This window comes from Novosphingobium sp. CCH12-A3, assembly GCF_001556015.1.
Classification (GTDB): Bacteria; Pseudomonadota; Alphaproteobacteria; order Sphingomonadales; family Sphingomonadaceae; genus Novosphingobium; species Novosphingobium subterraneum.
In genome coordinates this window covers 60,242-83,388 of sequence record NZ_LSIA01000292.1, presented here as the reverse complement: position 1 = coordinate 83,388, position 23,147 = coordinate 60,242, and the positions used below count along the sequence as shown (strand labels likewise).

Below are 23,147 nucleotides of genomic sequence, written 5' to 3'. Positions count from 1 at the left end.
ATGCCCTTCAGCTGCTCAAGGCGAACCGCTTTCTCTCGGCATGGGAAGGTAGACTCCTCATGGAGCACAACTTCAGCGCGGTCCCGCTCGATGTCCTTGATCTGATCGTTGAGCAACGCGAGCCGTTCGAAACAGCGCTCAATTTGTCGACGAAGGTTTGGTGGCAAAGGCCGCCCATCGCCGGTGCGCATGTCGTCGAGCTGTTTTGACCAGTCACCGCCCTTGATGGCTTTGACAGATCGTATGCCCTGTAATGCAAGTAGCCCCCTGATCCGAGAGATAATTCGGGTGCGCTCGTGCACGAGATCGCCGCGCTCCCGCATTACTCGGCGCGCGTCCTCTTCCTCGGGAGAGGGCACGTCCACGACACGGCACACGCTTTTGTCGCCAGCGAGATAGGCTTTGAGGATCCCGATCATTGCTTCGGCGTCGATCCGGTCGGTTTTTGCGCGCCTGCCTCGCCGCGACACGAGGAAGCTGGCGGGATCCAGCACATAGGTATCGATGTCGTTCGACCGCAGTAGCCTTGCGAGCCAGAAGCCATCATATCCAATCTCGAAGCACAGGCGAATGGCGGCAGGTTCACCGATACGATCAGCGGCCTTGCACTCAAGATTGCGAAGGTGACTGATCAGTGCCGCGCTGTTCCCGGCAGGAATTGTCCGCAGCGAAGGCTTCGCCGCTCCTGGCGAGAGCGAGGCAACAAGCCAGTTGCGCTTGCTGAGCTCAACGCTGACAATGACAGAAGTCTTGGGGCAGTAATCTGACGATGAGTTCTCCATGTAGCGTTCTCCGTGGGGTTTGACGGAACAACGGCATAGCCGATCCGGCCTGCATAGGATCTATTACTTCGAAGGCAAGGACGAGCTTTATCGTGCCGTCCTGCAACGCGCTTATGCTCGCGTCCGCGAGAGCGAGGCCGAAGTCGACATCGAGAGCGGCAGCGCGACCGACGCGCTGCGCCGTCTGATCGAGCATGACGTGCGCTATCACGCGCGCCATCCTGAACTGGTGCGACTGGTGATGAACGAGAACATCCACCGCGCCGAACATCTCAAGCAGATCGAGGGCCTGCCCCAAGGCAACCGCCGGGTCATCGGCATCCTCGAAAGCATCATCGCCCGGGGACAGGCGGAAGGTACTTTCCGCGATGGCATCGACCCGGTGGACCTGCATCTCAATCTGACCGCATTGAGTTTCTACAACGTCTCCAACCAGTTCACCTTCGCGCACAACTTCGGGGTGGACATGACCAGCCCCGAGGCGATCGAGCGACGGGCGGGGCAGGTGGCGGACATCATTCTGGCCTGGGTGACGAAGAAGGACTGACCGGCCGGGCAGCTATTGCTGCTCGTCCATGGATCGGCCGGACGTCTGCCCTTGCGCCAAAAGGAGAAGACGAATGGCACTTCCCGCACCCGACTCCATGGCCGACGGCCCCACGGAGTGGTCGCGCAAGGCCTTGGGCATCGTTGCTCTGTGCTTCGCGATCAACATGGCCGACGGCGTGGACGTGACGATCCTGTCGTTCATTGCTCCGCGACTGCAGGCGGAATGGGGCATTGGCGCAGCAACGATGGGCAACCTGTTCAGCGCTGGCCTTCTCGGCATGGCCATCGGCGGCATGTTCATTGCCCCGCTGGCTGATCGGCTTGGGCGGCGCGCGGTTATCCTTGCGGCGCTGTGCCTGATGTCGGTCGGCATGTTCGCCAGCAGTATCGCTCCGAACGTGCCATTCCTGTTCGCGATGCGGGTAATCGTGGGCTCGGGCATCGGAACGGTGCTCGCGGCGATGGCGGCGCTAGCCGCGGAGAGCGCGCCTCCCGCACAGCGCAATCTGGCGGTGGGCGTGGTACAGGCAGGGTATCCCTTTGCGGCGGTGTTCACCGGGCTGATCGTGGCGCATGCGCTTCCGATCCATGGCTGGCAGGCCATGCTGCTGGGCGCTGCGGTGCTGACGGTGGCGCTGTTGCCGGCAGCGTGGCTGCTCCTGCCTCATGTGAAACCTGAGGCGAGCCAGGGGCGCGCCTCGGCGGGCAAGGTAGGCCAGTTGTTTGCTCCGGCCCTGCGCGCACGGACCATCGCCCTGTGGTGTGCCGTGTTCTTCGGACTGATGGTGCTCTACTTCATCGTCAGCTGGATCCCGAAGCTGTCGATCGCGGCGGGCCTTTCGGAGACCAACGGTATTTACGCTGGCGCGCTTTACAACCTCGGTGCCTTCGTCGGCACGATGGCGATGAGCGTCCTTGCCTTGCGCGTGCCGCTGGGAAAGCTGGTTCCCGTGATGCTGACCGGCGCGGGGGTGGCGATGGTGGTTTTCGGATCGATCGCAATGCCGGTGTGGCTGACGCTGGTCGTCGCCTTCGTGATCGGCGTGACCCTGCAGGGCGGATACAACGGCGTCTGGCCGATCGCGGCGGGCGCCTATCCCGGCGAGGTGCGCGCCACCGGCGTGGGTTGGGCCATTGGCGTGGGCCGGGGCGGGGCGATGATCGGCCCGATGCTGGGCGGCTACCTGATGGCGGCAAACGCACCGTTACCGGCGCTTTTCGGAGCCTACTGCGCGCCCTTGCTCATCTGTGCGGCAGCAGCGTTTCTGGTGGAACGCCACAAAGTGTAACTAACCAGTCACAAGTTATTTGACAGGGACTAGTTCGTCACATAAATGAGCCCTCGGTGAAGGGCGGCGAATCCAGCTGCCCCTGGAGGAGGATGACCATGAATTTGAGGGGCACTCGCCTTGCGTTTTCCGCGTCCCTGTTGACCGTAGCTGCCGCGCTCTCTGCGCCCGCGCTCGCTCAGGATGCGGCCCAGAATGGTGCAGAGGACCAGGCTGCTGAAGCGCCGGACGACACCAAGGAAATCATCGTTACCGGCTCGCTGATCGCCCGACCGAACAACACCGCCGTCAGCCCGATCGTCTCGGTGGGCGAGACCGCGCTCAAGGAGACCGGACAGGTCAACCTTCAGGACGCGCTGAACCAGTTTCCGAGCTTCACGACCGCCGGCAACGCCAACACCGGCGGACAGGGCACAGGCGGCCGCGCATCGGTCAACCTCCACGGCCTTGGCACCAACCGCAATCTCGTGCTGCTTGATGGCAAGCGCCTGCCGCTGTCGGATATCAATGGCAACGTGGACATCAACATCCTGCCTGAATCGATCATGGGTGGTGTCGACATCATCACGGGCGGCGCGTCGGCTATCTACGGTTCCGATGCCATCTCGGGTGTCGTCAACTTCAAGACCCAGCGCGCTTTCGACGGCGTGCGCATCGACGTGCAGAACTCGATCAGCGACCGCGGCGATGCTTACAAGTTCAACGGCTCGCTCGCTTTCGGATCGAGCTTTGCCGAGGATCGTGGTCACGTCATGGCGGCGTTCAGCTATGCTCATCAGGACCAGGTGAACGGCTCGACCCGCGACTTCTTCTTCGACAAGACGCCCTCGTCGTTCATCGGCAACGGCACCTTTGTGCCGAGCGCGACCAATGCGCCTGACGCGGCGGTCGTCTCGTCGGTATTTGCGGGCTACGGCGTCAACAACCTGCCGGCCAATTTCCAGTTGCTGAACCTCGGTTTCAACAATGATGGCACGTTGTTCACGCAGACCGGTGCGCGCAACTACAAGGGTCCCAACGGCTCAAACGGCTACCTGATCGTCGGCAACAACGTTCGCATGCCGGTCGGCCAGCAGATCGATTTCGCCAATGGCCTCAAGCGCAAGACTGCCTTCGTCAAGGCCGACTACGACCTTGCGCCGGGCCTCACCGCCTATGGCCAGTTCATGTATGTCGACCTTTCGGTCAAGACTGCGTCAGGCGGCAGCCTCACCCAGTTCGGTTCACTGACCACGATCCCGGTCACCAATCCGTTCATCCCCCAGGACCTTCGCACGATCCTCGCTTCGCGCCCCAACCCCAATGCGCCGTTCACCTGGAATGGCCGCTACGTTGGCGTGCCTTACAAGAACTGGGACGAGAACTACGTCGTCCAGCAGTACATGGCCGGCCTGAAGGGGGACATCACCTCGGGCTGGTCGTTCGATCTCTATGCATCCTACGACCAGTCGGTCCATGACCAGCAGCTCAACGACGCCGTGGTCAAGAGCCGCGTCCAGACCTTGCTGAACGCGGCTGACGGTGGCCGTTCGCTTTGCACCGGCGGCTTCAACATCTTCGGTGATGCCAACGCCCGCTCGCTGTCGCAGGCCTGCGTGGACTACATCACCAAGACCGCATTCTCGAAGGAGAAGCTGTCCCAGACGCAGGCCCAGTTGCAGGTCAACGGCAAGCTGTTCGATCTTGGCGCTGGCCCTGCCCAGATCGCCTTCGTCGCAGGCTATCGCAGGAACAGCTACAACTACATTCCAGACAGCGATCTTCGCGCCCAGAACATCGAATCCGTGATTGCCTCGCAGCCCGCCTCGGGTCGCATCTCCGTGAAGGAATTTGCTGCGCAGGTTGACGTACCGCTGATCGCCGACAAGCCGTTCATCGAGGAATTCGGCATCGGCGGCGCGATCCGCTACTCCGACTATTCGGTCACCGGCGGGGTCACCAGCTACGAAGTCGACGCCCGCTGGAAGCCGGTGGAGCCGCTGCTGTTCCGTGGCAGCTACCAGCGCGCGGTGCGTGCGCCGAACATCGGCGAACTGTTCTCGCCGCAGCAGGGCAACCAGCTGGTGATCGGCACGCCGCCAGGCGCACTGGGCGATCCTTGCGATATCCGCTCGACCGCGCGCACGGGTGCCAACGGTGCCAAGGTTGCAGAACTCTGCGTTGCACAGGGCATTCCGCAGGCTGCAATCTCCAGCTACACCTTCCCGACCACGGCCACCGGCCAGCTCGTCTCGGGCAACACCAACCTGACGCCCGAACGCGCCGATACCTACAATTTCGGCTTCGTGCTCAATTCGCCCTTCCAGAGCGGGCTTCTGTCGGACTTCACGCTTTCGGTCGACTACTACAATATCGCGGTCAAGAACGTGATCTCGACCGTGCCCGGCCTGACCGTGCTGTCGAAGTGCTTCAACCTCGATGGCTCGAACCCCAGCTACGACAAGACCAACCTCTATTGCGGCCTGCTCTCGCGCGATAACTCGGGGCAGCTGGTCAACGTCGCCACGCCGTTCCTCAACCTTGGATCGGTCAAGACCGATGGCGTCGAGGCGCAGGTGAACTGGACAGTGCCGTCACCGATCCTGCGTGGAGACAGCGGTCGTCTGTTCGTGAACGCGGCCGTGGGCTGGCTGCACAAGTACAAGCTGCAGCTGATCCCTGGCGCGGCAGAGCTCGACTACACGGGCATCAGCAACGGTGCGGCAGGCGTCAGCAGCCTTCCGCCGCGCGCCACGCCGAAATGGAAGTCGGTCACCAGCTTCGGCTACCGTTCGGACGCCACCACGCTCGGCCTTCGCTGGCGTTACCAGAGCGCGATGAAGGACACGACCTCGGTCCTTACTCCTACCACCGCCCAGGTTGGCGTGGGTGCCTATGCGCTGTGGGACATGTTCGGCACTGTTCGCGTCAACAAGTCGATCGAGTTTCGCGCCGGCGTGAACAACCTGTTCGATCGCGGCCTGCCCTTCGTGGCGAGCTCGCAGAATGGCACGGACGTTGCGCTCTACGATCCGATCGGTCGCTCGTTCTATCTTGGCGCACGCGTAAACTTCTGATCCACCCTATGTCCCGGCATCCCCGTGGTGCCGGGACGCTTTTCGAAGGCACAAATGATCCTATCCGGCCTTCTTGGACGTTCGATCCTCGCCTCGCGCTCGCCCGAGTTGCACGAGAAGGAAGCGCAGGCGCAGGGTATCGCCTTGCGTTACGACCTTTATGATTTTTCCGCGCGAGGCTGGGCCGACAGTGATCTTCCACTGGTCCTGAAGCGCCTGCTGGACCAGGGCTACAGCGGCTTCAACGTGACCTATCCGTTCAAGCAGGCCGTGGTATCGCTGCTTGATGAACTCGACGAGACCGCGCTTTCCGTGGGCGCAGTCAACACCGTATCCATCCACGATGGCAAGCTGTGCGGCTTCAATACCGACATGGCCGGCTTCCGGGACTCCATTGCCGAAGGATTGCCGGGCGTCGCCTTGAACAATGTGGTCCAGCTCGGTGCAGGAGGGGCGGGGGCTGCCGTCGCCAATGCCCTGCTCTCGCTGGGGGTCGGCACGCTGCAACTGGTCGATGTGGACGAGAACCGCGCAAGGCTCCTGGCAGACGATCTTGCTGCGCGTTTCACCAATGCCCGGATCATCGCCCTTACTCCCGATGCGGTCGAGATGGCGGTTGCTGACGGTATCGTCAACGCCACGCCGATCGGCATGAACGGCAAACCCGGTATGCCGATTGCCGAAGATGCCGTCGAAGCGCGGCACTGGGTCGCCGATATCATCTACTTCCCGCCCGAAACGGAACTGCTTTGCCTTGCCAGGCAGCGGGGGTGTCGCACGATCAATGGTATCGGCATGGTCATCGGACAGGCGGCCCGCGCTTTCGAAATCATCACTGGCCGCGTTGCAGACAGAAGCAGAATGGCCTCCAGCCTTGCGTAGTACGAAAGCTGCAGGACACGAGCTCGGCCAGGCTAGACCGATGGACTGCTCATCTCGGGCCGGAAACCAAGTCGGTGGGCAGCAATGAGGCACTCCACGGCCATCAATGGCAACCAGGGCGGTGTGTCCCTGTCCAGCGCTGCACGACCCAGCTGTGAAATATCATCCAGCCTTGCTGCATCGGGTAAAAGCCGGAGCCCGGCGCCGATCGCGTCCAGATCGAAGATCGTCGACTGTCCATCGACAGAGGCGCGCAGCAGATCAAGCGACAGCAGCAGTTTCTCTTTCAGCTCTGCGTAGCCCATGAAGCGCTCGTCGAATAATCCGACCTTGACCTGCGCCAAGCGGACTTCGTCGGGCAGGATGCCTTCCATGGCGGTGCGGAAGGGTTGGCGACTGTACCCGTCGTGCACGAAGTGATGCAGCGGCAAAGACAACATGAAGTCCACGACCGTTCGATCAAGCATCGGAAAGGTTACCGCCAGTCCATGGCGGGCAGCCATTATCGAGAAGTAGGTACAACGCGATGGGATATGATGATCCGCAAAGGCCGTGACTCGCTCCCTTGGCGTATTCGCCTGGAGAATCGGCTGCATGCTTCTGTCGAGGATTTCGCTCCTGAATGCGGGTTTCACGAATCGGAGAATGCCTGAAGCTGCATCCATCGGTGAACGGGATGGTCCGCGACGCGGCATCGGAAGCTTGGCAAGCAGGGGTTTCAGAAGGCGAGCGCGGATCGTGGCTTTCAGCGATTTGCCATCCGTCCTGGCGCGCGACCGGAGTTCCCGGGCGAGAGTTCGCATATCCCCCTTCAGGAACAGGGCAGCGTAAAGGTTGGCGCCGTTGTAGGTCGCTCCTTCGTCGCCACCGACGCCGCTGAGGACCCGATCTGCGCCGGCTTTGGCCGCCAGCGCCATCATCTGATCGTCATGCCCGCCGATCACACCGCCCGGCCAGTCCGTATCCTCCGGCTGGCCGGGCATATGCAGGCAATCGTGGACCACGTGGTGTTCAACGTCCGGATATTGCTTCAGGAGAGCTTCGATCAAGGGGCGCTCATCGAGTTGCGCTGGGCCGATCGGCTTGAGTGTTGTCATGCTTAGCGCGATGACGCCCGCGCCGCGCCCGCGCGCGGCCTTGGCTGCCAGCGCCGTTATCGCCGAACTGTCGAGCCCTCCGCTGAGGTGGCAGGCGACGGGCTTGTCCGTTGGCAGACGCCGCCGAACGGCTTCGTCGAGCAGCGTTTTCAGCTTTCGGGCGGCAGCGTCCCGGGTTCCTGTCCATTTGCCGACGGCGCTTTCGTCCGGGCGGTATGCCCGATGAATCTGCGGAGCTTGGTCCTCGACACTGAACCGCAGGCTATGACCGGCAGGGAGATAGGCGATTTCGGCAAAGCCACTGTCGCTGCCCCGAAAGAATGACTGGCGCAGTCTGATTGCATGGGCAGGCTGGTCCGGAATCGCGGATGCCACACCGGCTTTGTGAAGACCTTTCGGCAGGCTGGCGAAAGCGAACCAGCGTCCCGCGCGCAGAGTCCAGGCCAAGGGCCTTGCCCCGATGAAATCGCGGGCCAGCCAGAGGACGTTTTGCTTCTGCTCCCACATCGCCACGGCGAAGTCGCCATTGATGCGATCGGGAAAGTCCGCGCCATGCGTGGCAAGGCTGGTCAGAAAGATTTGCTCCGGACAATCCGAGAAGACATCCAGTCGCACATCTGCCGCTACGATCCACGCCTCCTTCTCGACCGGACGCGCGCCTCCATGCGAGAAATCCAGGATGGCCATGCTCAGACGACCATGTGTCTGTCGGCTGACGGCGGGGGACAGCCCCTCGGGAATCATCGCCTCAATCATGCCGTCGAGCATTTGCTCTGGCGGGCAGGCATCATCCAGGCGCACAATACCGCAGATCAGTTTCACGCCGTTACACCACTTCCAGCATCCCGCGCTCCCTCAGTTCGCGGAGAAATGCTGTCACCTGATCCCGGCAATCGGCAGCCGGCACATCATACTCGGCCTCAAGCGTTGCAACGATATCGTCTTCGTCGATAGGCTGTGCGAGGAGTTCCCAGATCCGCGAGGCCACCTCGTTCAATTCGTGGTAGCGCCCAGCCTGCACATTGAGCAGCAAGGTGGAGTTCTCCTGAGCCGAGCCCAACATGCCCCGCGCGCGCTGAACCAATTTTCCCATCTGTAACTCCCTTGGAATGTACGGCCGATCAGACGTGCGGCCTGCGATCAGGTGCACCTGGGAATAGCCCCACTGTTCCATCACCGGCCCAAATGCGTCTTCGATCCTGCGGATCTGACCAGGGGTCAGCGCCTGGCGCCATTCCCCGGCCTTGCCCGACCGGAAAAAGCGCTCTTGCTGCGCCAGGCTTTCGCGAAAGCCGTGCGTTGCCTCCTGGCGCTGCAGTTCTCTGAGAGACGAATGGTCGATCGCTCGATCCACTTCCGCAGAACTGGCGGTGCCATTCAACCACCCGATGATTCTGCTAAATTCGGCTTTGGTGTCCTGCCGCAGATCCTCATATCGCACGACCTTAACCGGAATTTCCTCTTGCGTGGTCCAGCCCGTCACATGCGAAGCCCAGTCCCCCAAGGCGTAGCGCAACTGCATCGGTCCGTCGGAGTGGGCCGTCGCATCGAGCATCTGTGCAATGGCTGCATCGATCGAAATGCCGGCGTGATGCGAAAGCGAGATCGCGACATCGCGGGGATCGCGGACAAGGTACAGGCCGCGGCTTCCTGGCAGTCCGGTTACTTCGGTATCAAACCTGTCATGGGTCTTGCAGATGAAAGGTGTTCCAAGACGCCTTGCGACGAACGCGCCTTGCATCGCGCGAAGTTTCGCCAGCTCTGCCGAATAGAGGCTGTCCGGTTCCACCAGAAGCTCGTCGCAGAACCGCCAGCGGCTTATCAGCAGTTCTTCCTCGGACAGCCGGTTGATGTTGCAAGGTTGTTCGTTGCCAGTCAGCAAGTTGGCAAACAGGACGCGCATCCAGGTGTTGCCGGACTTGGGATAGGATGCGAGCCAGATCAGTCCGGCCGGTAGGGTCGCCACGGTCGCTACGCCACGCTCGGACTTTGCCAGTGCTTCATCAATGCTGCAGTCGTCTCGTCCAGACGCTCCAGGTCGCGAGGCCTGCTCAGGTGATAGACTCCGATCCCGGCTGCAAGCGCGCCGATGCGGCCAGCCAGCCCGCTCTGGTTGGCATAGGAAAGCGCGATCTGACGCCGGTATGATTGCCGCAGGAGAGCTTGAGCCGCATTCAGGGGTGTCATCCGGGTTATGGCAGGAGCCTGTCCCGGATCGGAAGCTGTCAACATGTAGATTGCCCCGATCGGCACGGCTCCGCCTTGGTCCGCTGTCGTCGGCGGAGCAACGTGAAACTTCTCGACAAGCTGTCGTACGCGAGGGCCTGTCGAGCTCCCTAGCGCCAGGCGTTCAATGCTGTCAGCGTACAGGCGGAGCGCCCGTCCATCGCGCTCCACCATCGCCGGCCCTTGGTCTGACTGGGTGATGGCACACATGTCATCGGACAGAAAATCGCATCCGGCGCGGCATAAGGCCGCCGAAAGAGTTGATTTGCCGGCGCCGCTCGGCCCGCAGAAGAGGTAGGCGCGACCTTCGTGAACCACTGACGAGGCATGAAGCAGCAACCCACCGCGCTGGTACAGAATGGCCGAAAGGCCCGTCCCGGTCGCGAATATCAGCACATCCTCGACCGGCATGTCCGGCGCTGGGCAGATGCTGATGCGATCACCGTCCGTAGCCATGAAGCGGCCAATGTCTGGCAGGTTCAGCAGGAAGCTGTTCCGGTTGATTTCCCAGTTGGCGCCGCTGTGCAGGATGTCTTCAAGGTGTTCGGGGACATCCTCGACCTGCATTGTCACGTCCGCCTCGGCTACCTCGACGGCTCCCGTATCCGCTCGCATCGGCAAAGCGATCATGGATCGGACATTCAGTCCTGACATTCGATAGGTATACGGTGGGGGACCAACAGGCTCGATCATGCTGAACTATCGCCGACAAGCAGACATATGCAAGTCGCAATGCAGATTAAAAATCCAAAACAATCATTGATCTAATCACATTATTTCTGCACTGCTATGCGTTGCGTGAAAGAGCTTGGAGGTCTCCTTATGCCTAACCAAAAGTTAACTATCGAAACTGGTGAAGAAGTTCAGGCCCCCGCTCGCAAGGCTTGGCAGTCACCGCGCATCGAAGATGCAGACATCAGCGCACTGACCGCGGGCGGCGGCACTTCAGGCATCGAAGGTTCGCCGTTCCTCAAGACAGGTTCCTGAAGTCGAGCCATCACCGATGGGGCGTGTGCGCTGGGTATCCTCAGCACCCGGAAAGACACGTCCCTACAGAGTCCTCAAGGGATGAGTGTCTGGCGAAGCCTCCCTTTTGACGGGCTTGGCTGGGGGCGTTGCGCCGATCGTGACGTCGGTCGATGTCGCCAGTGGGCGTCGGCGAGGTGGTACGACAGGTTTCCGGTTGTTCTGCGTCCAGTTCTCTTCTGCGCAAATCGCATAGCCTGGGCCATTGCGGCTTTGGTTCTGGCAGCACGCTTTGCGCGTTTGCGAAGGCTGGAACTTCGCGCATTCCTTTCGCTTTACCGGGATTGCCTTCTGACAGGCGCCGACCCTGTCGACGCTTTCGTATGGCGGCGGCTGTATCGTCGCGCTCCGCTCATGTCGGCACGCTCCGCAGCGCTGCTGGTGCGAGAACTTGGCTCTCCCGACGGACAGGCGCTTCTTTCAGACAAGCAGGCGCTGGCCGAGCGCCTGAAAGCGGCCGGCGTGTGTGTGCCGGGCACGCACACCGTGCGCAATCCGCTGTGCATCGAAGAACTGGCGCGCGTCATCGGGCCGACCGGGCTGGTCCTCAAACCCCGTTATGGTTCTGGCGGTCGCAACGTATCGGCGATCACCCGAACCGGCGATGGTTGGCAGATCGATGGTGTCGATGTCGATGCAGGCAGGCTGAGTGACCACCTGACGCAATTGAGCGCAGGGCACGAGTTGATCGTGCAGGACCGGCTGGTGTCCGCTGATGGCCTCGCCGATCTGTCATGGCGCGGCCGCGCGCCAGTCCTGCGTCTGGCAACGTCGCGCATTCCCGCAGGCCCGCCGCAGTTGGACTCTGCCTTGCTGATACTGCCTCTCCCCGGGTTCAAGCCTCGGAACTTCCTGAACGGCCAGATTTACGCTCCGATCGATCCGGACACCGGCATTGCCAAAGGCGGAGCCGTGCTCGAAAGCCCCGATACGATGCTGGATTTCCGGGAGGTGGATGGACCTCGCATCTCGGGCAGGAGGGTCCCGTTCTTTGCCGAAGCGGTTCGGGACGCGCTTCTCGCGATGTCGACTGTTCCTGCCGTTCCCGCGATTCATTGGGATATCGTCCTGACTCCGATGGGACCAGTATTTCTGGAAGGCAATGGCAACGGGAACTGGATCATCGCAAATCTGGCCGGTCGATATGGGGCGCAGGTCAGGCCGCTCGCTGCAACGCTCGATCGATGGCTGGAAACGGCGGCGCCAGTACGCCGCCGGTCTGCTCTCGCAATACTGCGGGATAAATGGGAAAGGACAGGCCAGCCTGTCCGCGCATCAGGCCTGGTGCTCGAAGCCGTTCTTTGTCTTGCCCTTGCCCGCCTGATCTTGATGGTCATGCCGTTTCGCAAGGTGGCGGAACACCTCGGCGACCTTGTGGCACCGGACGACCCTCGCGCCATCGCGGCAGCTTCTGTGGCACCCTCGGCGAATGCAGACACCGCAGCCCGGATCGGGCGAACGCTTGAAACCGTTGCCCGATGGGTGCCGTTCCGGGCGGTCTGCCTTCAGCAGGCACTGGCGGGCCACGCCATGCTCCGTCGCCGGCATATTCCGTCGGTCCTGCATCTGGGCTCAGGCCGGGACACGGACCGGAAGTTCATGGCTCATGCCTGGCTCGAGGCGGCGGGCCTCCCCGTGACGGGCTACCCTCCAGCGCCTCAGATCCGTGAAGTCGGATGCTTCATTCCGGCAACGGCCTGTCGATAGCAAGTCTGCGTATGCTGTCAGTCGCCTTGGCGGCGGCAGCCGCCGTCAGGCCGCCACTGCCGCGTCGCTTGCCAGCTTGTCGACCCGCTCGTTCTCGGGGTGGCCGTCGTGGCCCTTGACCCAGACCCATTCGACCTTGTGCGGACGCACGGCTTCCACCAGCGCGCGCCACAGGTCTTCGTTCTTGACCGGCTTGTTGTCGGCCGTCTTCCAGCCCTTCTTCTGCCAGCCGAACACCCACTTGGTGATGCCGTCGAGCACGTATTTGCTGTCCGTATGGAGCGTCACCCGGCACGGCTGCTTCAAGGCCTGCAGCGCCATGATCGCGCCCATCAGCTCCATGCGGTTGTTGGTCGTCTCCTTTTCAGAGCCAGCCATTTCCTTCTCGTGCTCGCCCATGCGCAGCAGCGCGCCCCAGCCACCCTTGCCGGGATTGCCCTTGCACGCGCCGTCGGTGAAGATCTCGACGTGCTTCACGCGAATACCCCCGGGTTCGCCGCATAGAACTGCAAGCGCCGGGCGAATCCCATCGGGTCCTTGCGTACCACCAGCGCGTCGGCGGGTGTATTGAGCCAGTCGTAGGCGCGGCTCGAAGTGAAGCGCATTGCCGCCCCTTGCGCCAGCAGGGGCAGGGCAGCCCGCTCCTTCGCCGACAGTGGCCGTACCGCCTCGTACCCATCGAGCAGTGCTGCCGAGAGCTCGGTGCTGAAGTTCCGGCCCGTCGCGTCGAAGCACCAAGCCGCATGCGTCACCGCGACGTCGTAGGCCATCAGGTCGTTGCAGGCGAAATAGAAGTCGATCAGCCCGGTAACCTTTTCGCCCAGCATCAGCACGTTGTCGGGAAACAGGTCGGCGTGGATGACCGCACACGGCAGGTCCTGCGGCCAGCCTGCAGCGATCTTCGGCATGTGCTCGGCAACCAGCCCGGCCAGTTCGGGATCGATCGCGGCCAGCCCTTCGGGTCCGCAGGCGTCGAACAGCCGCTGCCATTCGGCGCGGCCCATCCCGTTCGCACGCGTGCCGATAAAGTCCGCCGACGCCTGATGCATTTGCGCCAGCGCAGCACCCACCGCGCGGGCCTGTCCCACCGTCGGTTCGCTCACCGAAACGCCGGGGAGGAATTCAATCAGCGCCAGCGCCTTTTCGCCCCGCCGCCGGAACAGCGCCCCGTCGCGATCGTGGATGGTGCGCGGCACCGGGCAGCCCTTGGCGGCCAGGTGATCGAGCAGCGAAAGGAAGTAGGGCAGGTCCTCCAGCTCGATGCGGAACTCGTACATCGTCAGGATGAAGCGCGCACCGCTGCCATCCCGGCCTGTCGTTTCCAGCAACCAGTTGGAGTTCGAGACGCCCTCGGCAATGCCCTTGGCCGAGACCAGTGCGCCCACGTCGAATTCGTTGACAAGCGCGGCCATCTCTTCCGCGCCGATCTGGGTATAGACCGCCATATACTAAGCGCCTTAGAGCCAGATGACATATGATGGACGCACCGTGATTGCTCTGTGAGGTTCGCCGCCAAGGAACGTCGCGCAGCGCGGGCTGGTTGCCCGTGCAAGCGGCGTGACGCTGGCGGCGGGCCTCACAGAGCAACCCTGCAAGGGCGGGCCGCTTTTGGCCCAGCGCTGCGTCCTTCGTCGGTCACCATGGACGAACATGGCTCTCTCCTCACTCCTTGCACTGAGCCAAAATCGGCTCCGTCCCGGCGGGTCCATCATATGTCATCCGGCTCTAGTCGAGCAGCTGGCGCGGCAGCTTGAACACCATCTTTTCCTCGGCGGTGGTCACCGTCTCTTCCGAGATGGGGCGCAGCTCTCCGATCTTCGCCACCACTTCCCGCACCAGCACTTCGGGCGCGGAGGCCCCGGCGGTAAGCCCCAGTGTGTTCACGCCTTCTAGCCATTCGGGATCGATCTCGTTCGCGCGCTGGATCAGGCGCGAACGCGTGCCCATCCGCTCGGCCACCTCGACCAGACGCAGCGAATTTGAGCTGTTCGGCGCACCGATTACCAGCAGCAGGTCGCATTCCCCGGCAATGGCCTTGACCGCTTCCTGCCGGTTCGAAGTGGCATAGCAGATATCTTCGGCCTTTGGCCCGGCGATCTGCGGGAACTTCACACGCAGCGCCGCCACGATTTCGGCAGTATCGTCCACCGAAAGGGTCGTCTGCGTCAGGAACGCAAGCGGCGCGTCGGCCGGGAATGACAGCTTGGCGACGTCATCCACGGTCTCGACCAGCGAGATCGAACCTTCGGGGACCTGGCCCATCGTGCCGATCACTTCGGGATGACCCTTGTGGCCGACGAACAGGATGTGGCGCCCGGCCTCGACCTGGCGCTCGGCCTGGCGGTGGACCTTGGACACGAGTGGGCAAGTGGCGTCGAGCCAGTCGAGCCCGCGCGCGGTCGCATCCTGCGGCACGACCTTGGGCACGCCATGCGCCGAGAACACCACCGGCGCGCCATCCGGGACCTGATCCAGTTCCTCCACGAAGATCGCGCCCTTGGCCTTCAGGCCGTCCACGACGAAGCGGTTATGCACGATCTCGTGCCGGACATAGACCGGCGCGCCATAGCGCTGCAGCGCGCGTTCGACGATCTCTATCGCCCGGTCGACCCCGGCGCAGAAGCCGCGCGGAGCAGCAATGAGAAGGCGTAATGGAGCCGTTTCGGCAGCGACGTCTGGCAAGCTGGCGTTCATCCTGCGGCCCTTAGCAGCAAGCGCGGCGTACCGCCATTGCCGAAAGCGGCTGCGGTGGGTAGAGGTGGCCGAAATGTTGGCCGGAGTTCGGTTTCCGGTCGATCAGACGCTGCAAGTATCGAGGATCGAGTGCCCATGAACGCAAGTGCCCGCCGTATCGCAATTCTGGGCGCCCCGCTCGTGGCAGCCCTCGCGCTTTCGGCCTGCGGCGGCAAGAAGGGCGAGCTTGTCGTTGATGACGCGGTGGGCGTCACGGCTCTGCGCGATCCTTGTCCGCGCGTAGGCATCCCCGATTACACCGGCGACGTCACCGTTTTCAGCGATCCGTCTCGCACCGATTCGGCGGCGATCGATATCGAGGCGACGATTACCAACTTGCGCGCCCAGTGCACCGACGGTTCGAAGCTGCACTCTGTCGCCAGCTTCGACGTGCTGGCCCGCCGGTCGAGCAAGGTCGGCGCACGCCGCGTCGAACTGCCCTATTTCTCCACTGTCGTGCGCGGCGGTAACATCGTTGTGGCCAAGCGCGTGGGCAAGGTCGTGATCGATTTCGCCGACGGGCAGGATCGTGCCACGGGTCGGGCGCAGGCCGGAGCCGATGTGGACAAGGCGGAGGCATCGCTTCCGGAAGACATCGTCAAGCGCATCTCGCGCAAGCGGCGCGCGGGCGACGAAGACGCAGCAGTCGATCCGCTTTCGCAGCCCGATGTCAAGGCAGCTCTCTCCAAGGCCAACTTCGAACTGCTCGTCGGCTTCCAGCTGACCGACGCGCAGCTGCAGTACAACGTCCGCAAGTAAGTCTCCAACTCTCGGGGGCAGAGGGGCAACTCACCCGCAGCTCTCGCAGGCAGAACGGCAACTCGCCAGAGTGAAGGGCAGGCAGATCGATGCCCTTTCGCTTTGTCCGTGATTGGGCTAACCGCCCGCCCATGACTGACGCCCGGATCAACCTCCACGCCGACTTCGCCTCGGTAATCGACACCGCGCTGACTGCGCTCGAAGCCGCAGGAACCCTCCCTGCCGGTCTGAACCGAGGCGCGGTGACGTGCGAGCCGCCGCGCGATCCTTCGCATGGCGATCTGGCGACCAACGCGGCGATGGTGCTGGCCAAGCCCGCGGGCACCAATCCGCGCGCGCTGGCGACTGCGCTGGTGGCCGAACTTGAAAAGGAGCCGCGCGTCGTTTCGGCCGAGATTGCCGGGCCCGGCTTCATCAACCTGCGGCTGACCGACGATGCCTGGCGCGGTGAACTCGCGCTGATCGCGTCGGCAGGCGCGAATTATGGTCGGTCGGCCATGGGCGGCGGCAAGATCGTCAACGTCGAGTACGTCTCGGCCAATCCGACCGGGCCGATGCACATGGGCCACTGCCGTGGCGCGGTGGTCGGCGATGCGCTGGCGGACCTGCTCGTGTTCAGCGGGCACAAGGTTATCAAGGAATACTACGTCAACGATGCAGGGGCACAAGTCGATGTCCTCGCCCGCTCGGTGCACATGCGCTACCGCGAGGCGCTGGGCGAAAGCATCGAAATCCCCGAAGGCCTCTACCCCGGCGACTATCTCGTTCCCGTGGGCAAGGCGCTCGCGGACGAGTTCGGCGACAAGTACGTCGGTGCGCCCGAAGCTGACTGGCTGATCCTCTTCCGCACCCGCGCCGTTGCCGCGATGATGGACATGATCCGCGCCGATCTTGCCACGCTCGGCATTCACCATGACCTTTTCTCATCCGAAGCGGAGCTTCAGGCTTCGGGCAAGGTGGACGCGGCCGAACAGTGGCTGCGCGCTCACGATCTTGTCTATGATGGCCTGCTCGAAGCGCCCAAGGGCAAGACGCCGGAAGACTGGGAACCGGTTGAGCTGCCGCTGTTCCGTTCGACAAAGTTCGGCGACGATCAGGATCGTCCGATCAAGAAGTCGAACGGCGCCTGGACCTACTTCGGTGCGGACCTCGCCTACCACTTCCAGAAGGCGCAGTCGGCTGATGCCCTCGTGGATATCTGGGGCGCTGACCATGCTGGCACCGTCAAGCGGATCAAGGCCGCGGTTGCCGCGCTGACCAGCGCGGAGGGTGGTGAGCCCAAGCCGTTCGAGGTCAAGCTGGTGCAGATGGTGCAGTTGATGAAGGGCGGCCAGCCCTTCAAGATGTCCAAGCGTTCCGGCAACTTCGTCACGCTGGCCGATGTCGTCGAGATGGTCGGCAAGGACGTGGTGCGTTTCACCATGCTCACCCGCAAGCCCGACGCGCAGATGGACTTCGATTTCGACAAGGTGGTCGAAGCCAGCAAGGACAACCCGGTGTTCTACGTGCAGTACGCCCACGCGCGCATCTGCAGGAACATTCGCAAGGGCGCCGACGAAGGCTTTGCCCCGTCAGGGGAAAATCTCTCGCTGCTGGGCGAGGAGGAGCTGGCACTGGTCAAGCTCGCCGCGCAATTCCCACGCACGGTCGAAGCCGCTGCCGTGGCGCGTGAGCCGCACCGCATCGCCTTCTTCCTCCACGATCTCGCCTCGGCGTTCCACTCCTACTACAATCTCGGCAACGACCGGCCCGAGAAGCGCTTCATTGTGGCACAAGACTCCGCAATGACTGCAGCCCGCCTTTTCCTCGCCCAACAAATCGGGCAGGTAATTCGTAACGGTCTTGCGCTATTGGGCGTTGAGGCAGCGCAAGAACTTTGACGTCAATCGGGGCAGGGCACTCATGAACGGGTCTGGCATGAACGGGGAAAACGGGCAGAATTCGTGGGACGAAGAGCCGGGCAAGCCGTTTGACGTCTCCGCCGAGATGGCGGAACCTGCGGGGGACCGGCTTGCGCTCGGCGACGAGGAACGCCTGCCCTGGCTCGAAAGCGCTGACGATATCGATGGTGAGGACGAAGATAGCGGCAATGGCCGTCTGATCGGCTTTGCCGTGATGGGCCTTGTGGTGCTTGCGGCGCTGGTTGGCGGAATCTGGTACGCCAGCAACCGCACGGCAGGGCCTCCCGGGGCCGACGGGAGCCTGATCGAGGCAAGCCGTGAACCCTACAAGGTCGCGCCAAAGGATCCCGGCGGCAAGACTTTCGAAGGCACCGGGGATTCCAGCTTCAAGGTCAGCGAAGGGGAAAAGCCTGTCGCCAACCTTGCCGGTTCCGCCTCGCCAACCCCGGCGCCAGCCCCTGCAGCTGCCCTGTCGCCAACACCTTCGGCCAAGCCGAGCGCCGGCGCGACCTCTGCGCCGAAGCCGAACCAGGCCGCTGCGACCGGCGGTGTCGGCGTGCAGGTCGGCGCCTTCTCGTCCAATGCAGCGGCGGAAGCGGGCTGGCAGAAGCTCATTGCCAACCATGAAGCCTTGAAGGGTCTCTCGCACCGCGTGATCGAGGGCAAGGCCGATATCGGCACTGTCTACCGCCTTCAGGCGGTGGCGGGTGATCTGGCTTCGGCCAACGCGCTCTGTTCACGGTTGCAGGCCAATGGCCTGAAGTGCCAGGTGAAGCGCTGAACCAGCGGTGACGTCAGGAAGGGCAAAGCTCCTTCCTGATTTGCGCTTCCAGTCTGCGCCGTACTTTCAACGCGCCGTTATCGACCCGCGCGCTGATCTCGGTCGGCAGTGTTGCTCCTGATTGCAGCACCGTCTCGATCGCTTCGATCGCGGCAATATCCTCTGGCTGTATGCGTGCGCCCATGGCGATCTGCATTGCGCCCAGGGCCGGATTGTCTGTCGCAAAGTCGCGTGCGGTGTTGACAAAATACCGAACCTGCGTTGGCGAGACGGGCGTGATGAGGTGGATGTAGTTCTGCGTCCCCAAGGTTCGACCGGTCAGCGCATCGGACATCGCTCCCCCGGTACGGATCAGGGCAGGCGAGAGATACTGCGCATCGAAGTGCTGGTGCACGGGACCTTCCTGGTCCGGAAACTGTCTTCGGATCAAAGGGTTGGCAGGCAGGTTCTCGCCCCTGCGAACAACGGTTATGGCGGCTTCGCTTTCTTCGACGCTGACTGGAATCGAGGCCACTTGCTCGCCGCCGGGGATCGTAGTGGCGTGAATGAAGGTCACATGGCTCAAATCAAGCAGGTTTTCGATCAGCAGGGTATATCGGGCAGCAATGGTGACCGGTGCGTGCTGCTCGACCGCCCAGTCCGCGCAGCCCAGGCCAATCGCGCCAAGATCGGGAAGCATGCGCTGATCCGCAGCCTCTGCATTGCCCGTCCACACCCAGACAAGCCCGCCAGTCTCGATCACGGGATAGCGACGCAATGCCGATTTCTGGGGCACGCCTGACTGGCTGGGCACGCGCTGGCATGTCCCGTCGGCTCCGAAGGTGAACCCGTGATAGCCACACTGTACCGAATCGCCGACCAGACGCCCCAATTCCAGCGGAAAGGCGCGGTGCGGGCAGACTGCTCCGAGCGCTACGGCGTCGCCCGCCTCGGTCCGGTACAGGAGAACCCGCTCACCCAGCATCTCGCGCATGAGCAGCGATCGCCCGACTTCGTTGCCGTAGGCGGCAACCCACCACTGGTTGCGGGGATAGGGCTGCTCGACCTTGAGCGGATACATGGCTGTTCTCCCGAAATAACACCGCCGGATGTTTGTCAGTTGATAAGGATATTTGTCAAGTGACAAACTTGGCTTGCCAAATCCGCGGCGGCAGGCCATTCGATGCGGATGGTCCGACAAGCTCGCGCTCCCGTGTTGAAACCGTCCCGCTATGACGGTGACGAGAACAGGCGTGTCGTGCTCGAAGCGGCGTTGCGGGTTTTCTCGGAAGTCGGCTTTGCAGCTGCCAGCACGCGGGCGATTGCGGCTGCGGCAGGGATCGAACAGGGCCACCTGGCCTATTATTTCCCGACCAAGCTTTCGCTATGGCAAAAGGTGGTCGAGGCGTTCGCGCGCACTGGAGAAGTTCATCTTCAGCACCAGCTGGCGGGCGATGCCCTTGGTGATCCGGTTGCGACGGCATGGCGCATCCTGCCCGGCTTCCTACGCACCTTCGCCGATGAGCCACGCCTGACGCGGCTGATGCTGCAGGAGTTCTCGGTGAACTCAGAGCGACAGAAATGGCTGGTGGAGGCGTTTGGAACACCGGTGTGGGAGCTGCTTGCCCCCTTGTTCACAGCGCTTTCGCTGAAAGGGTATCTTGGTGGGAGCAGGCCGGAAATCGCCTATTTCAGCCTGATCGGTGCGGCCCTTGTCACATTTGGCAATGGCGATCTGATACGGACCATGTCCGGCGCGGATCCTGCTGACACGCACTGGATCGAAGCGGCCATCGCGCACATGATTGCGCCGGTGGTCATGGTTGCGCCAGTGGCCTGAGGCATCACGTCGCAAACGGCGCAATTATCCCCCATTGCCGCGGCTGGAACTCTTGCCAAAGGCTTCGAAACTCGCAAGTTCGCTGCCATGTTGCCTGCAATTTTCGGGCTTTCCGGCCTGACCCTGACTGAAGACGAACGCGCCTTTTTCCGCGACGCGGATCCGGCGGGGTATATCCTGTTCGGGCGCAATGTCGAAAGTCGCGCGCAGGTGCGCGCGTTGACCGACGAGTTGCGGGCACTGCATGGGCGGGACCGCACCTTCATCTGCATCGATCAGGAAGGCGGGCGCGTCGCGCGGATGAAACCCCCGGTCTGGGCGGCCTACCCGCCGGGCGAACGCTTTGACCGGCTTTACGACGTGGCGCCCGCCAGCGCGATCGAGGCGGCACGGGCCAACGCCCATGCGCTGGGGCTCGATCTGGCAGAAGTGGGCATCAGCGTGGACTGCCTTCCGCTGCTCGACGTGCGCCAGCCCGGGGCGCATGACGTTATCGGCGACCGTGCGTTGGGGGCCGAGCCGATGCGCGTTGCCGCGCTTGGCCGGGCCACGCTCGACGGACTGGCGCGAGCAGGCGTTGCAGGCGTGGTCAAGCATATGCCCGGCCATGGTCGGTCGATGGTCGACAGCCACAAGGAAACTCCGGTTGTTACGGCGAGTGCCGAGGAGCTGGAACTGGACCTCGCGCCGTTCCGCGCGCTGAAGGATGCGCCGATCGCGATGACCGGCCATTTGCGCTTCACCGCATGGGATGCCGAAAACCCGGCAACTCTATCGCCTTATGTGATCGAAACGGTGATCCGCCAGGCCATCGGCTTTGACGGCCTGCTGCTGACCGATGATCTCGATATGCAGGCACTTGGTGGGACTGTCCCCGAGCGGGCCGTGCGCGCGCAGGCGGCGGGGTGCGACCTTGCGCTCAATTGCTGGGCGAAGATGGACGACATGATCGGCATTGCTGAAGGTCTCACGCCGATGAGTGCGACGACGGCGGAGCGGCTGGAGCGCGCCCTGCGGGGCACGGCGGCGTTCGATGGACCTGCCGACATTTCGGCCCAGGCCGAGCTCCTCGCCACGCGCGACCGGCTGCTGGAACTTGCGTGATGGCAGGCGATGTCGCCCCCGCGCTGTTTGACGGAGATGAGGCGTGGGACGGCATTGCCACTGCACCAGCCGGCGACGCGGCGCTCTATCTAGAACTTGATGGCTGGGAGGGACCGCTTGACCTGCTGCTGGAACTGGCGCGGCGGCAGAAGGTTGACCTGCGCACCATCTCGATCCTTGAGCTGGTCGCCCAGTATCTCGACTACATCGATCGTGCCAAGGCGCTGAAGCTGGAGCTTGCCGCCGATTATCTGGTGATGGCGGCGTGGCTGGCCTATCTCAAGTCATTGCTGCTGCTGCCGCGCGATCCCGAAGTGCAGCCGAGTCCGGAAGAACTGGCGCTCAAGCTGCAATTGCGGCTGCAGCGTCTGGGCGCGATGCGCGAGGCAGGCGCGAGGCTTATGGGGCGGGACCGCACCGGCCGCGACGTGTTCCTGCGCGGGCGCCCTGAAGGCCTTCGCGTTGACCGCAAGGCGCTGTGGAAGTCCGATCTGTTCTCGTTGATCCAGGCCTATGGGGCGATCAAGCTGCGCAGCCAACCGGTCGTCCATATGGTACGCGAGCGTGCCGTCGTGACGCTGGATGCAGCGCTGGCACGGGTCTCGCAGATGCTGGGCATCGCGGTGGAATGGACCGATCTGCGGGCGTTCCTCCCGCTGGATGCCGATCCCGCGTTGCGCAAGTCTGCATTGGCTTCAAGCTTCCTGGCCGCGCTTGAGCTGGCCAAGCAGGGTCGTGCCGAACTTGCGCAGGACGAGGCATTCGGGCCGGTCATGCTGAGGGCTTCGCGGGCATGACGGAGCGGGCGGGCGATCTTGAGCGTGCGGTGGAGGCTACACTGTTTGCCGCAGAGCAGCCGCTGACCGCGCTGGAAATCTCGGCGCATCTGGGTGGGGCAGCGGTGGACGATACGCTGGTGTCGCTCACGCAGGCCTATGCGGAAAGAGGGATCAATCTCGTCGAACGTGGCGGACGTTGGCACTTCCAGACGGCGGCCGATCTTGCCCATCTGCTGCGGCGCGAGAAGGAAGAGCCACGCCGCCTTTCCCGGGCGGCGACCGAGGCCTTGGCGATCGTCGCCTACCATGAACCCGTCAGCCGCGCCGAGATCGAGGCGATTCGCGGCGTGCAGACGGCCAAGGGCACGCTGGACGTGCTGCTGGAAGCGGGCTGGATTCGCATTGCCGGGCGTCGCGAAGTGCCGGGCAGGCCGACGATCTATGCGACGACCCCCGAATTTCTCACGCATTTCGGCCTGGCTTCGCGGCGCGACCTGCCGGGAATCGAGGAATTGCGGGCGGCGGGGCTGCTCGACCCGGTCGAAGAGGCGTTTGCCGTCTTGACGGGGGGCGAGGATGGGGACACGGGGGCGATTGATCCGTCAGGCGGGGAAGACGCCGACTGACGCGACGGAAAAACTGGCATGTGGGGCGCGC

General features: G+C 63.1%; 21 protein-coding genes. 13 read left to right on the top strand and 8 right to left on the bottom strand.

Annotated elements, in window-relative coordinates; translation table 11 throughout:
• Positions 1-782 (bottom strand): IS110 family transposase (locus AX703_RS24065; RefSeq protein WP_062347791.1); only part of this gene is annotated, 782 nt, incomplete at its 3' end.
• A 19-nt stretch (positions 783-801) separates the two neighbouring features.
• Between AX703_RS24065 and AX703_RS24060 the strand changes: the two genes are divergently transcribed.
• The 4 genes from AX703_RS24060 to AX703_RS24045 all read left to right on the top strand — a co-directional run bounded on the left by AX703_RS24060 (position 802) and on the right by AX703_RS24045 (position 6,558).
• Positions 802-1,329 (top strand): TetR/AcrR family transcriptional regulator, encoded by a 528-nt coding sequence (locus tag AX703_RS24060; RefSeq protein ID WP_197423822.1) that lies wholly within the window; start codon positions 802-804, stop codon positions 1,327-1,329.
• Positions 1,330-1,402: 73 nt separating this feature from the next.
• Entirely contained in the window at positions 1,403-2,620 is a 1,218-nt protein-coding gene (locus AX703_RS24055; RefSeq protein ID WP_062347789.1) for an MFS transporter, read from the top strand.
• A gap of 140 nt (positions 2,621-2,760) precedes the next feature.
• A complete protein-coding gene (locus AX703_RS24050; RefSeq protein ID WP_231735679.1) occupies positions 2,761-5,676 on the top strand; it encodes a TonB-dependent receptor domain-containing protein in 2,916 nt (971 codons plus the stop codon).
• Positions 5,677-5,730: 54 nt separating this feature from the next.
• Complete coding sequence (locus tag AX703_RS24045; RefSeq protein ID WP_062347785.1) at positions 5,731-6,558, top strand: shikimate dehydrogenase; 828 nt, start codon at positions 5,731-5,733, stop codon at positions 6,556-6,558.
• 32 nt (positions 6,559-6,590) lie between these two features.
• On the opposite strand, the gene AX703_RS24040 is transcribed toward AX703_RS24045, so the two are convergent.
• From AX703_RS24040 to AX703_RS24030, 3 genes are read right to left on the bottom strand one after another with little or no spacing between them, the layout of a single operon-like run.
• The gene (locus AX703_RS24040) at positions 6,591-8,423 is read right to left on the bottom strand and encodes an asparagine synthase-related protein (protein WP_062347783.1); all 1,833 of its coding nucleotides are present in this window, start codon (positions 8,421-8,423) and stop codon (positions 6,591-6,593) included.
• Positions 8,424-8,481: 58 nt separating this feature from the next.
• On the bottom strand, positions 8,482-9,621 hold the full coding sequence (locus AX703_RS24035) for a PqqD family peptide modification chaperone (protein ID WP_062347781.1): 1,140 nt from the start codon (positions 9,619-9,621) through the stop codon (positions 8,482-8,484).
• 5 nt (positions 9,622-9,626) lie between these two features.
• On the bottom strand, positions 9,627-10,511 hold the full coding sequence (locus tag AX703_RS24030) for a hypothetical protein (RefSeq protein ID WP_062347779.1): 885 nt from the start codon (positions 10,509-10,511) through the stop codon (positions 9,627-9,629).
• A gap of 192 nt (positions 10,512-10,703) precedes the next feature.
• On the opposite strand from AX703_RS24030, the gene AX703_RS27635 reads away from it, so the two are divergent.
• Positions 10,704-10,868 carry a hypothetical protein gene (locus AX703_RS27635; protein WP_156135761.1) on the top strand — a complete coding sequence of 55 codons (165 nt, stop codon included), beginning with the start codon at positions 10,704-10,706 and terminating at the stop codon, positions 10,866-10,868.
• Between the two features lie 393 nt (positions 10,869-11,261).
• Entirely contained in the window at positions 11,262-12,614 is a 1,353-nt protein-coding gene (locus tag AX703_RS24025; protein WP_062347777.1) for a lasso peptide biosynthesis B2 protein, read from the top strand.
• A 45-nt stretch (positions 12,615-12,659) separates the two neighbouring features.
• On the opposite strand, the gene rnhA is transcribed toward AX703_RS24025, so the two are convergent.
• From rnhA to ispH, 3 genes are all read right to left on the bottom strand, one after another.
• Positions 12,660-13,091 carry a ribonuclease HI gene (gene rnhA, locus AX703_RS24020; protein ID WP_039334207.1) on the bottom strand — a complete coding sequence of 144 codons (432 nt, stop codon included), beginning with the start codon at positions 13,089-13,091 and terminating at the stop codon, positions 12,660-12,662.
• Positions 13,088-14,059 (bottom strand): homoserine kinase, encoded by a 972-nt coding sequence (gene thrB / locus AX703_RS24015; RefSeq protein ID WP_062347775.1) that lies wholly within the window; start codon positions 14,057-14,059, stop codon positions 13,088-13,090. The genes rnhA and thrB overlap by 4 nt, the downstream gene beginning before the upstream one ends.
• Positions 14,060-14,339: 280 nt before the next feature.
• Positions 14,340-15,308, bottom strand: a complete 969-nt coding sequence (ispH, locus tag AX703_RS24010; protein WP_062347772.1) for a 4-hydroxy-3-methylbut-2-enyl diphosphate reductase — start codon at positions 15,306-15,308, stop codon at positions 14,340-14,342.
• A 135-nt stretch (positions 15,309-15,443) separates the two neighbouring features.
• Between ispH and AX703_RS24005 the strand changes: the two genes are divergently transcribed.
• The 3 genes from AX703_RS24005 to AX703_RS23995 all read left to right on the top strand — a co-directional run bounded on the left by AX703_RS24005 (position 15,444) and on the right by AX703_RS23995 (position 18,788).
• On the top strand, positions 15,444-16,106 hold the full coding sequence (locus AX703_RS24005) for a hypothetical protein (protein ID WP_039334200.1): 663 nt from the start codon (positions 15,444-15,446) through the stop codon (positions 16,104-16,106).
• Between the two features lie 131 nt (positions 16,107-16,237).
• A complete protein-coding gene (gene argS / locus AX703_RS24000) occupies positions 16,238-17,986 on the top strand; it encodes an arginine--tRNA ligase (protein WP_062347771.1) in 1,749 nt (582 codons plus the stop codon).
• 37 nt (positions 17,987-18,023) lie between these two features.
• Positions 18,024-18,788, top strand: coding sequence for an SPOR domain-containing protein (locus AX703_RS23995; protein WP_062347805.1), 765 nt, complete (start codon positions 18,024-18,026; stop codon positions 18,786-18,788).
• Between the two features lie 13 nt (positions 18,789-18,801).
• On the opposite strand, the gene AX703_RS23990 is transcribed toward AX703_RS23995, so the two are convergent.
• Positions 18,802-19,848: an aromatic ring-hydroxylating dioxygenase subunit alpha gene (locus AX703_RS23990; RefSeq protein ID WP_062347769.1), complete on the bottom strand. Its 1,047-nt coding sequence runs from the start codon at positions 19,846-19,848 to the stop codon at positions 18,802-18,804.
• 108 nt (positions 19,849-19,956) lie between these two features.
• On the opposite strand from AX703_RS23990, the gene AX703_RS23985 reads away from it, so the two are divergent.
• From AX703_RS23985 to scpB, 4 genes are all read left to right on the top strand, one after another.
• A complete protein-coding gene (locus tag AX703_RS23985; RefSeq protein ID WP_197423821.1) occupies positions 19,957-20,607 on the top strand; it encodes a TetR/AcrR family transcriptional regulator in 651 nt (216 codons plus the stop codon).
• 87 nt (positions 20,608-20,694) lie between these two features.
• Entirely contained in the window at positions 20,695-21,711 is a 1,017-nt protein-coding gene (gene nagZ, locus AX703_RS23980; protein ID WP_062347766.1) for a beta-N-acetylhexosaminidase, read from the top strand.
• Entirely contained in the window at positions 21,711-22,508 is a 798-nt protein-coding gene (locus AX703_RS23975) for a ScpA family protein (RefSeq protein ID WP_062347764.1), read from the top strand. Before nagZ ends, AX703_RS23975 begins: the two co-directional genes overlap by 1 nt.
• The gene (gene scpB / locus AX703_RS23970) at positions 22,505-23,116 is read left to right on the top strand and encodes an SMC-Scp complex subunit ScpB (protein ID WP_062347763.1); all 612 of its coding nucleotides are present in this window, start codon (positions 22,505-22,507) and stop codon (positions 23,114-23,116) included. The genes AX703_RS23975 and scpB overlap by 4 nt, the downstream gene beginning before the upstream one ends.
• Positions 23,117-23,147: the final 31 nt, after the last annotated feature.

Coding starts and splice junctions, on each gene's coding strand:
- scpB (WP_062347763.1), top strand. CDS start 22,505: ATGACGGAGCGGGCGGGCGATCTTGAGCGTGCGGTGGAGGCTACACTG.
- AX703_RS24005 (WP_039334200.1), top strand. CDS start 15,444: ATGAACGCAAGTGCCCGCCGTATCGCAATTCTGGGCGCCCCGCTCGTG.
- AX703_RS23995 (WP_062347805.1), top strand. CDS start 18,024: ATGAACGGGGAAAACGGGCAGAATTCGTGGGACGAAGAGCCGGGCAAG.
- AX703_RS27635 (WP_156135761.1), top strand. CDS start 10,704: ATGCCTAACCAAAAGTTAACTATCGAAACTGGTGAAGAAGTTCAGGCC.
- AX703_RS23990 (WP_062347769.1), bottom strand. CDS start 19,848: ATGTATCCGCTCAAGGTCGAGCAGCCCTATCCCCGCAACCAGTGGTGG.
- AX703_RS24055 (WP_062347789.1), top strand. CDS start 1,403: ATGGCACTTCCCGCACCCGACTCCATGGCCGACGGCCCCACGGAGTGG.
- AX703_RS23975 (WP_062347764.1), top strand. CDS start 21,711: ATGGCAGGCGATGTCGCCCCCGCGCTGTTTGACGGAGATGAGGCGTGG.
- nagZ (WP_062347766.1), top strand. CDS start 20,695: ATGTTGCCTGCAATTTTCGGGCTTTCCGGCCTGACCCTGACTGAAGAC.
- ispH (WP_062347772.1), bottom strand. CDS start 15,308: ATGAACGCCAGCTTGCCAGACGTCGCTGCCGAAACGGCTCCATTACGC.
- AX703_RS24045 (WP_062347785.1), top strand. CDS start 5,731: ATGATCCTATCCGGCCTTCTTGGACGTTCGATCCTCGCCTCGCGCTCG.
- AX703_RS23985 (WP_197423821.1), top strand. CDS start 19,957: ATGGTCCGACAAGCTCGCGCTCCCGTGTTGAAACCGTCCCGCTATGAC.
- AX703_RS24030 (WP_062347779.1), bottom strand. CDS start 10,511: ATGATCGCTTTGCCGATGCGAGCGGATACGGGAGCCGTCGAGGTAGCC.
- argS (WP_062347771.1), top strand. CDS start 16,238: ATGACTGACGCCCGGATCAACCTCCACGCCGACTTCGCCTCGGTAATC.
- thrB (WP_062347775.1), bottom strand. CDS start 14,059: ATGGCGGTCTATACCCAGATCGGCGCGGAAGAGATGGCCGCGCTTGTC.
- AX703_RS24025 (WP_062347777.1), top strand. CDS start 11,262: ATGTCGGCACGCTCCGCAGCGCTGCTGGTGCGAGAACTTGGCTCTCCC.
- AX703_RS24040 (WP_062347783.1), bottom strand. CDS start 8,423: ATGCTCGACGGCATGATTGAGGCGATGATTCCCGAGGGGCTGTCCCCC.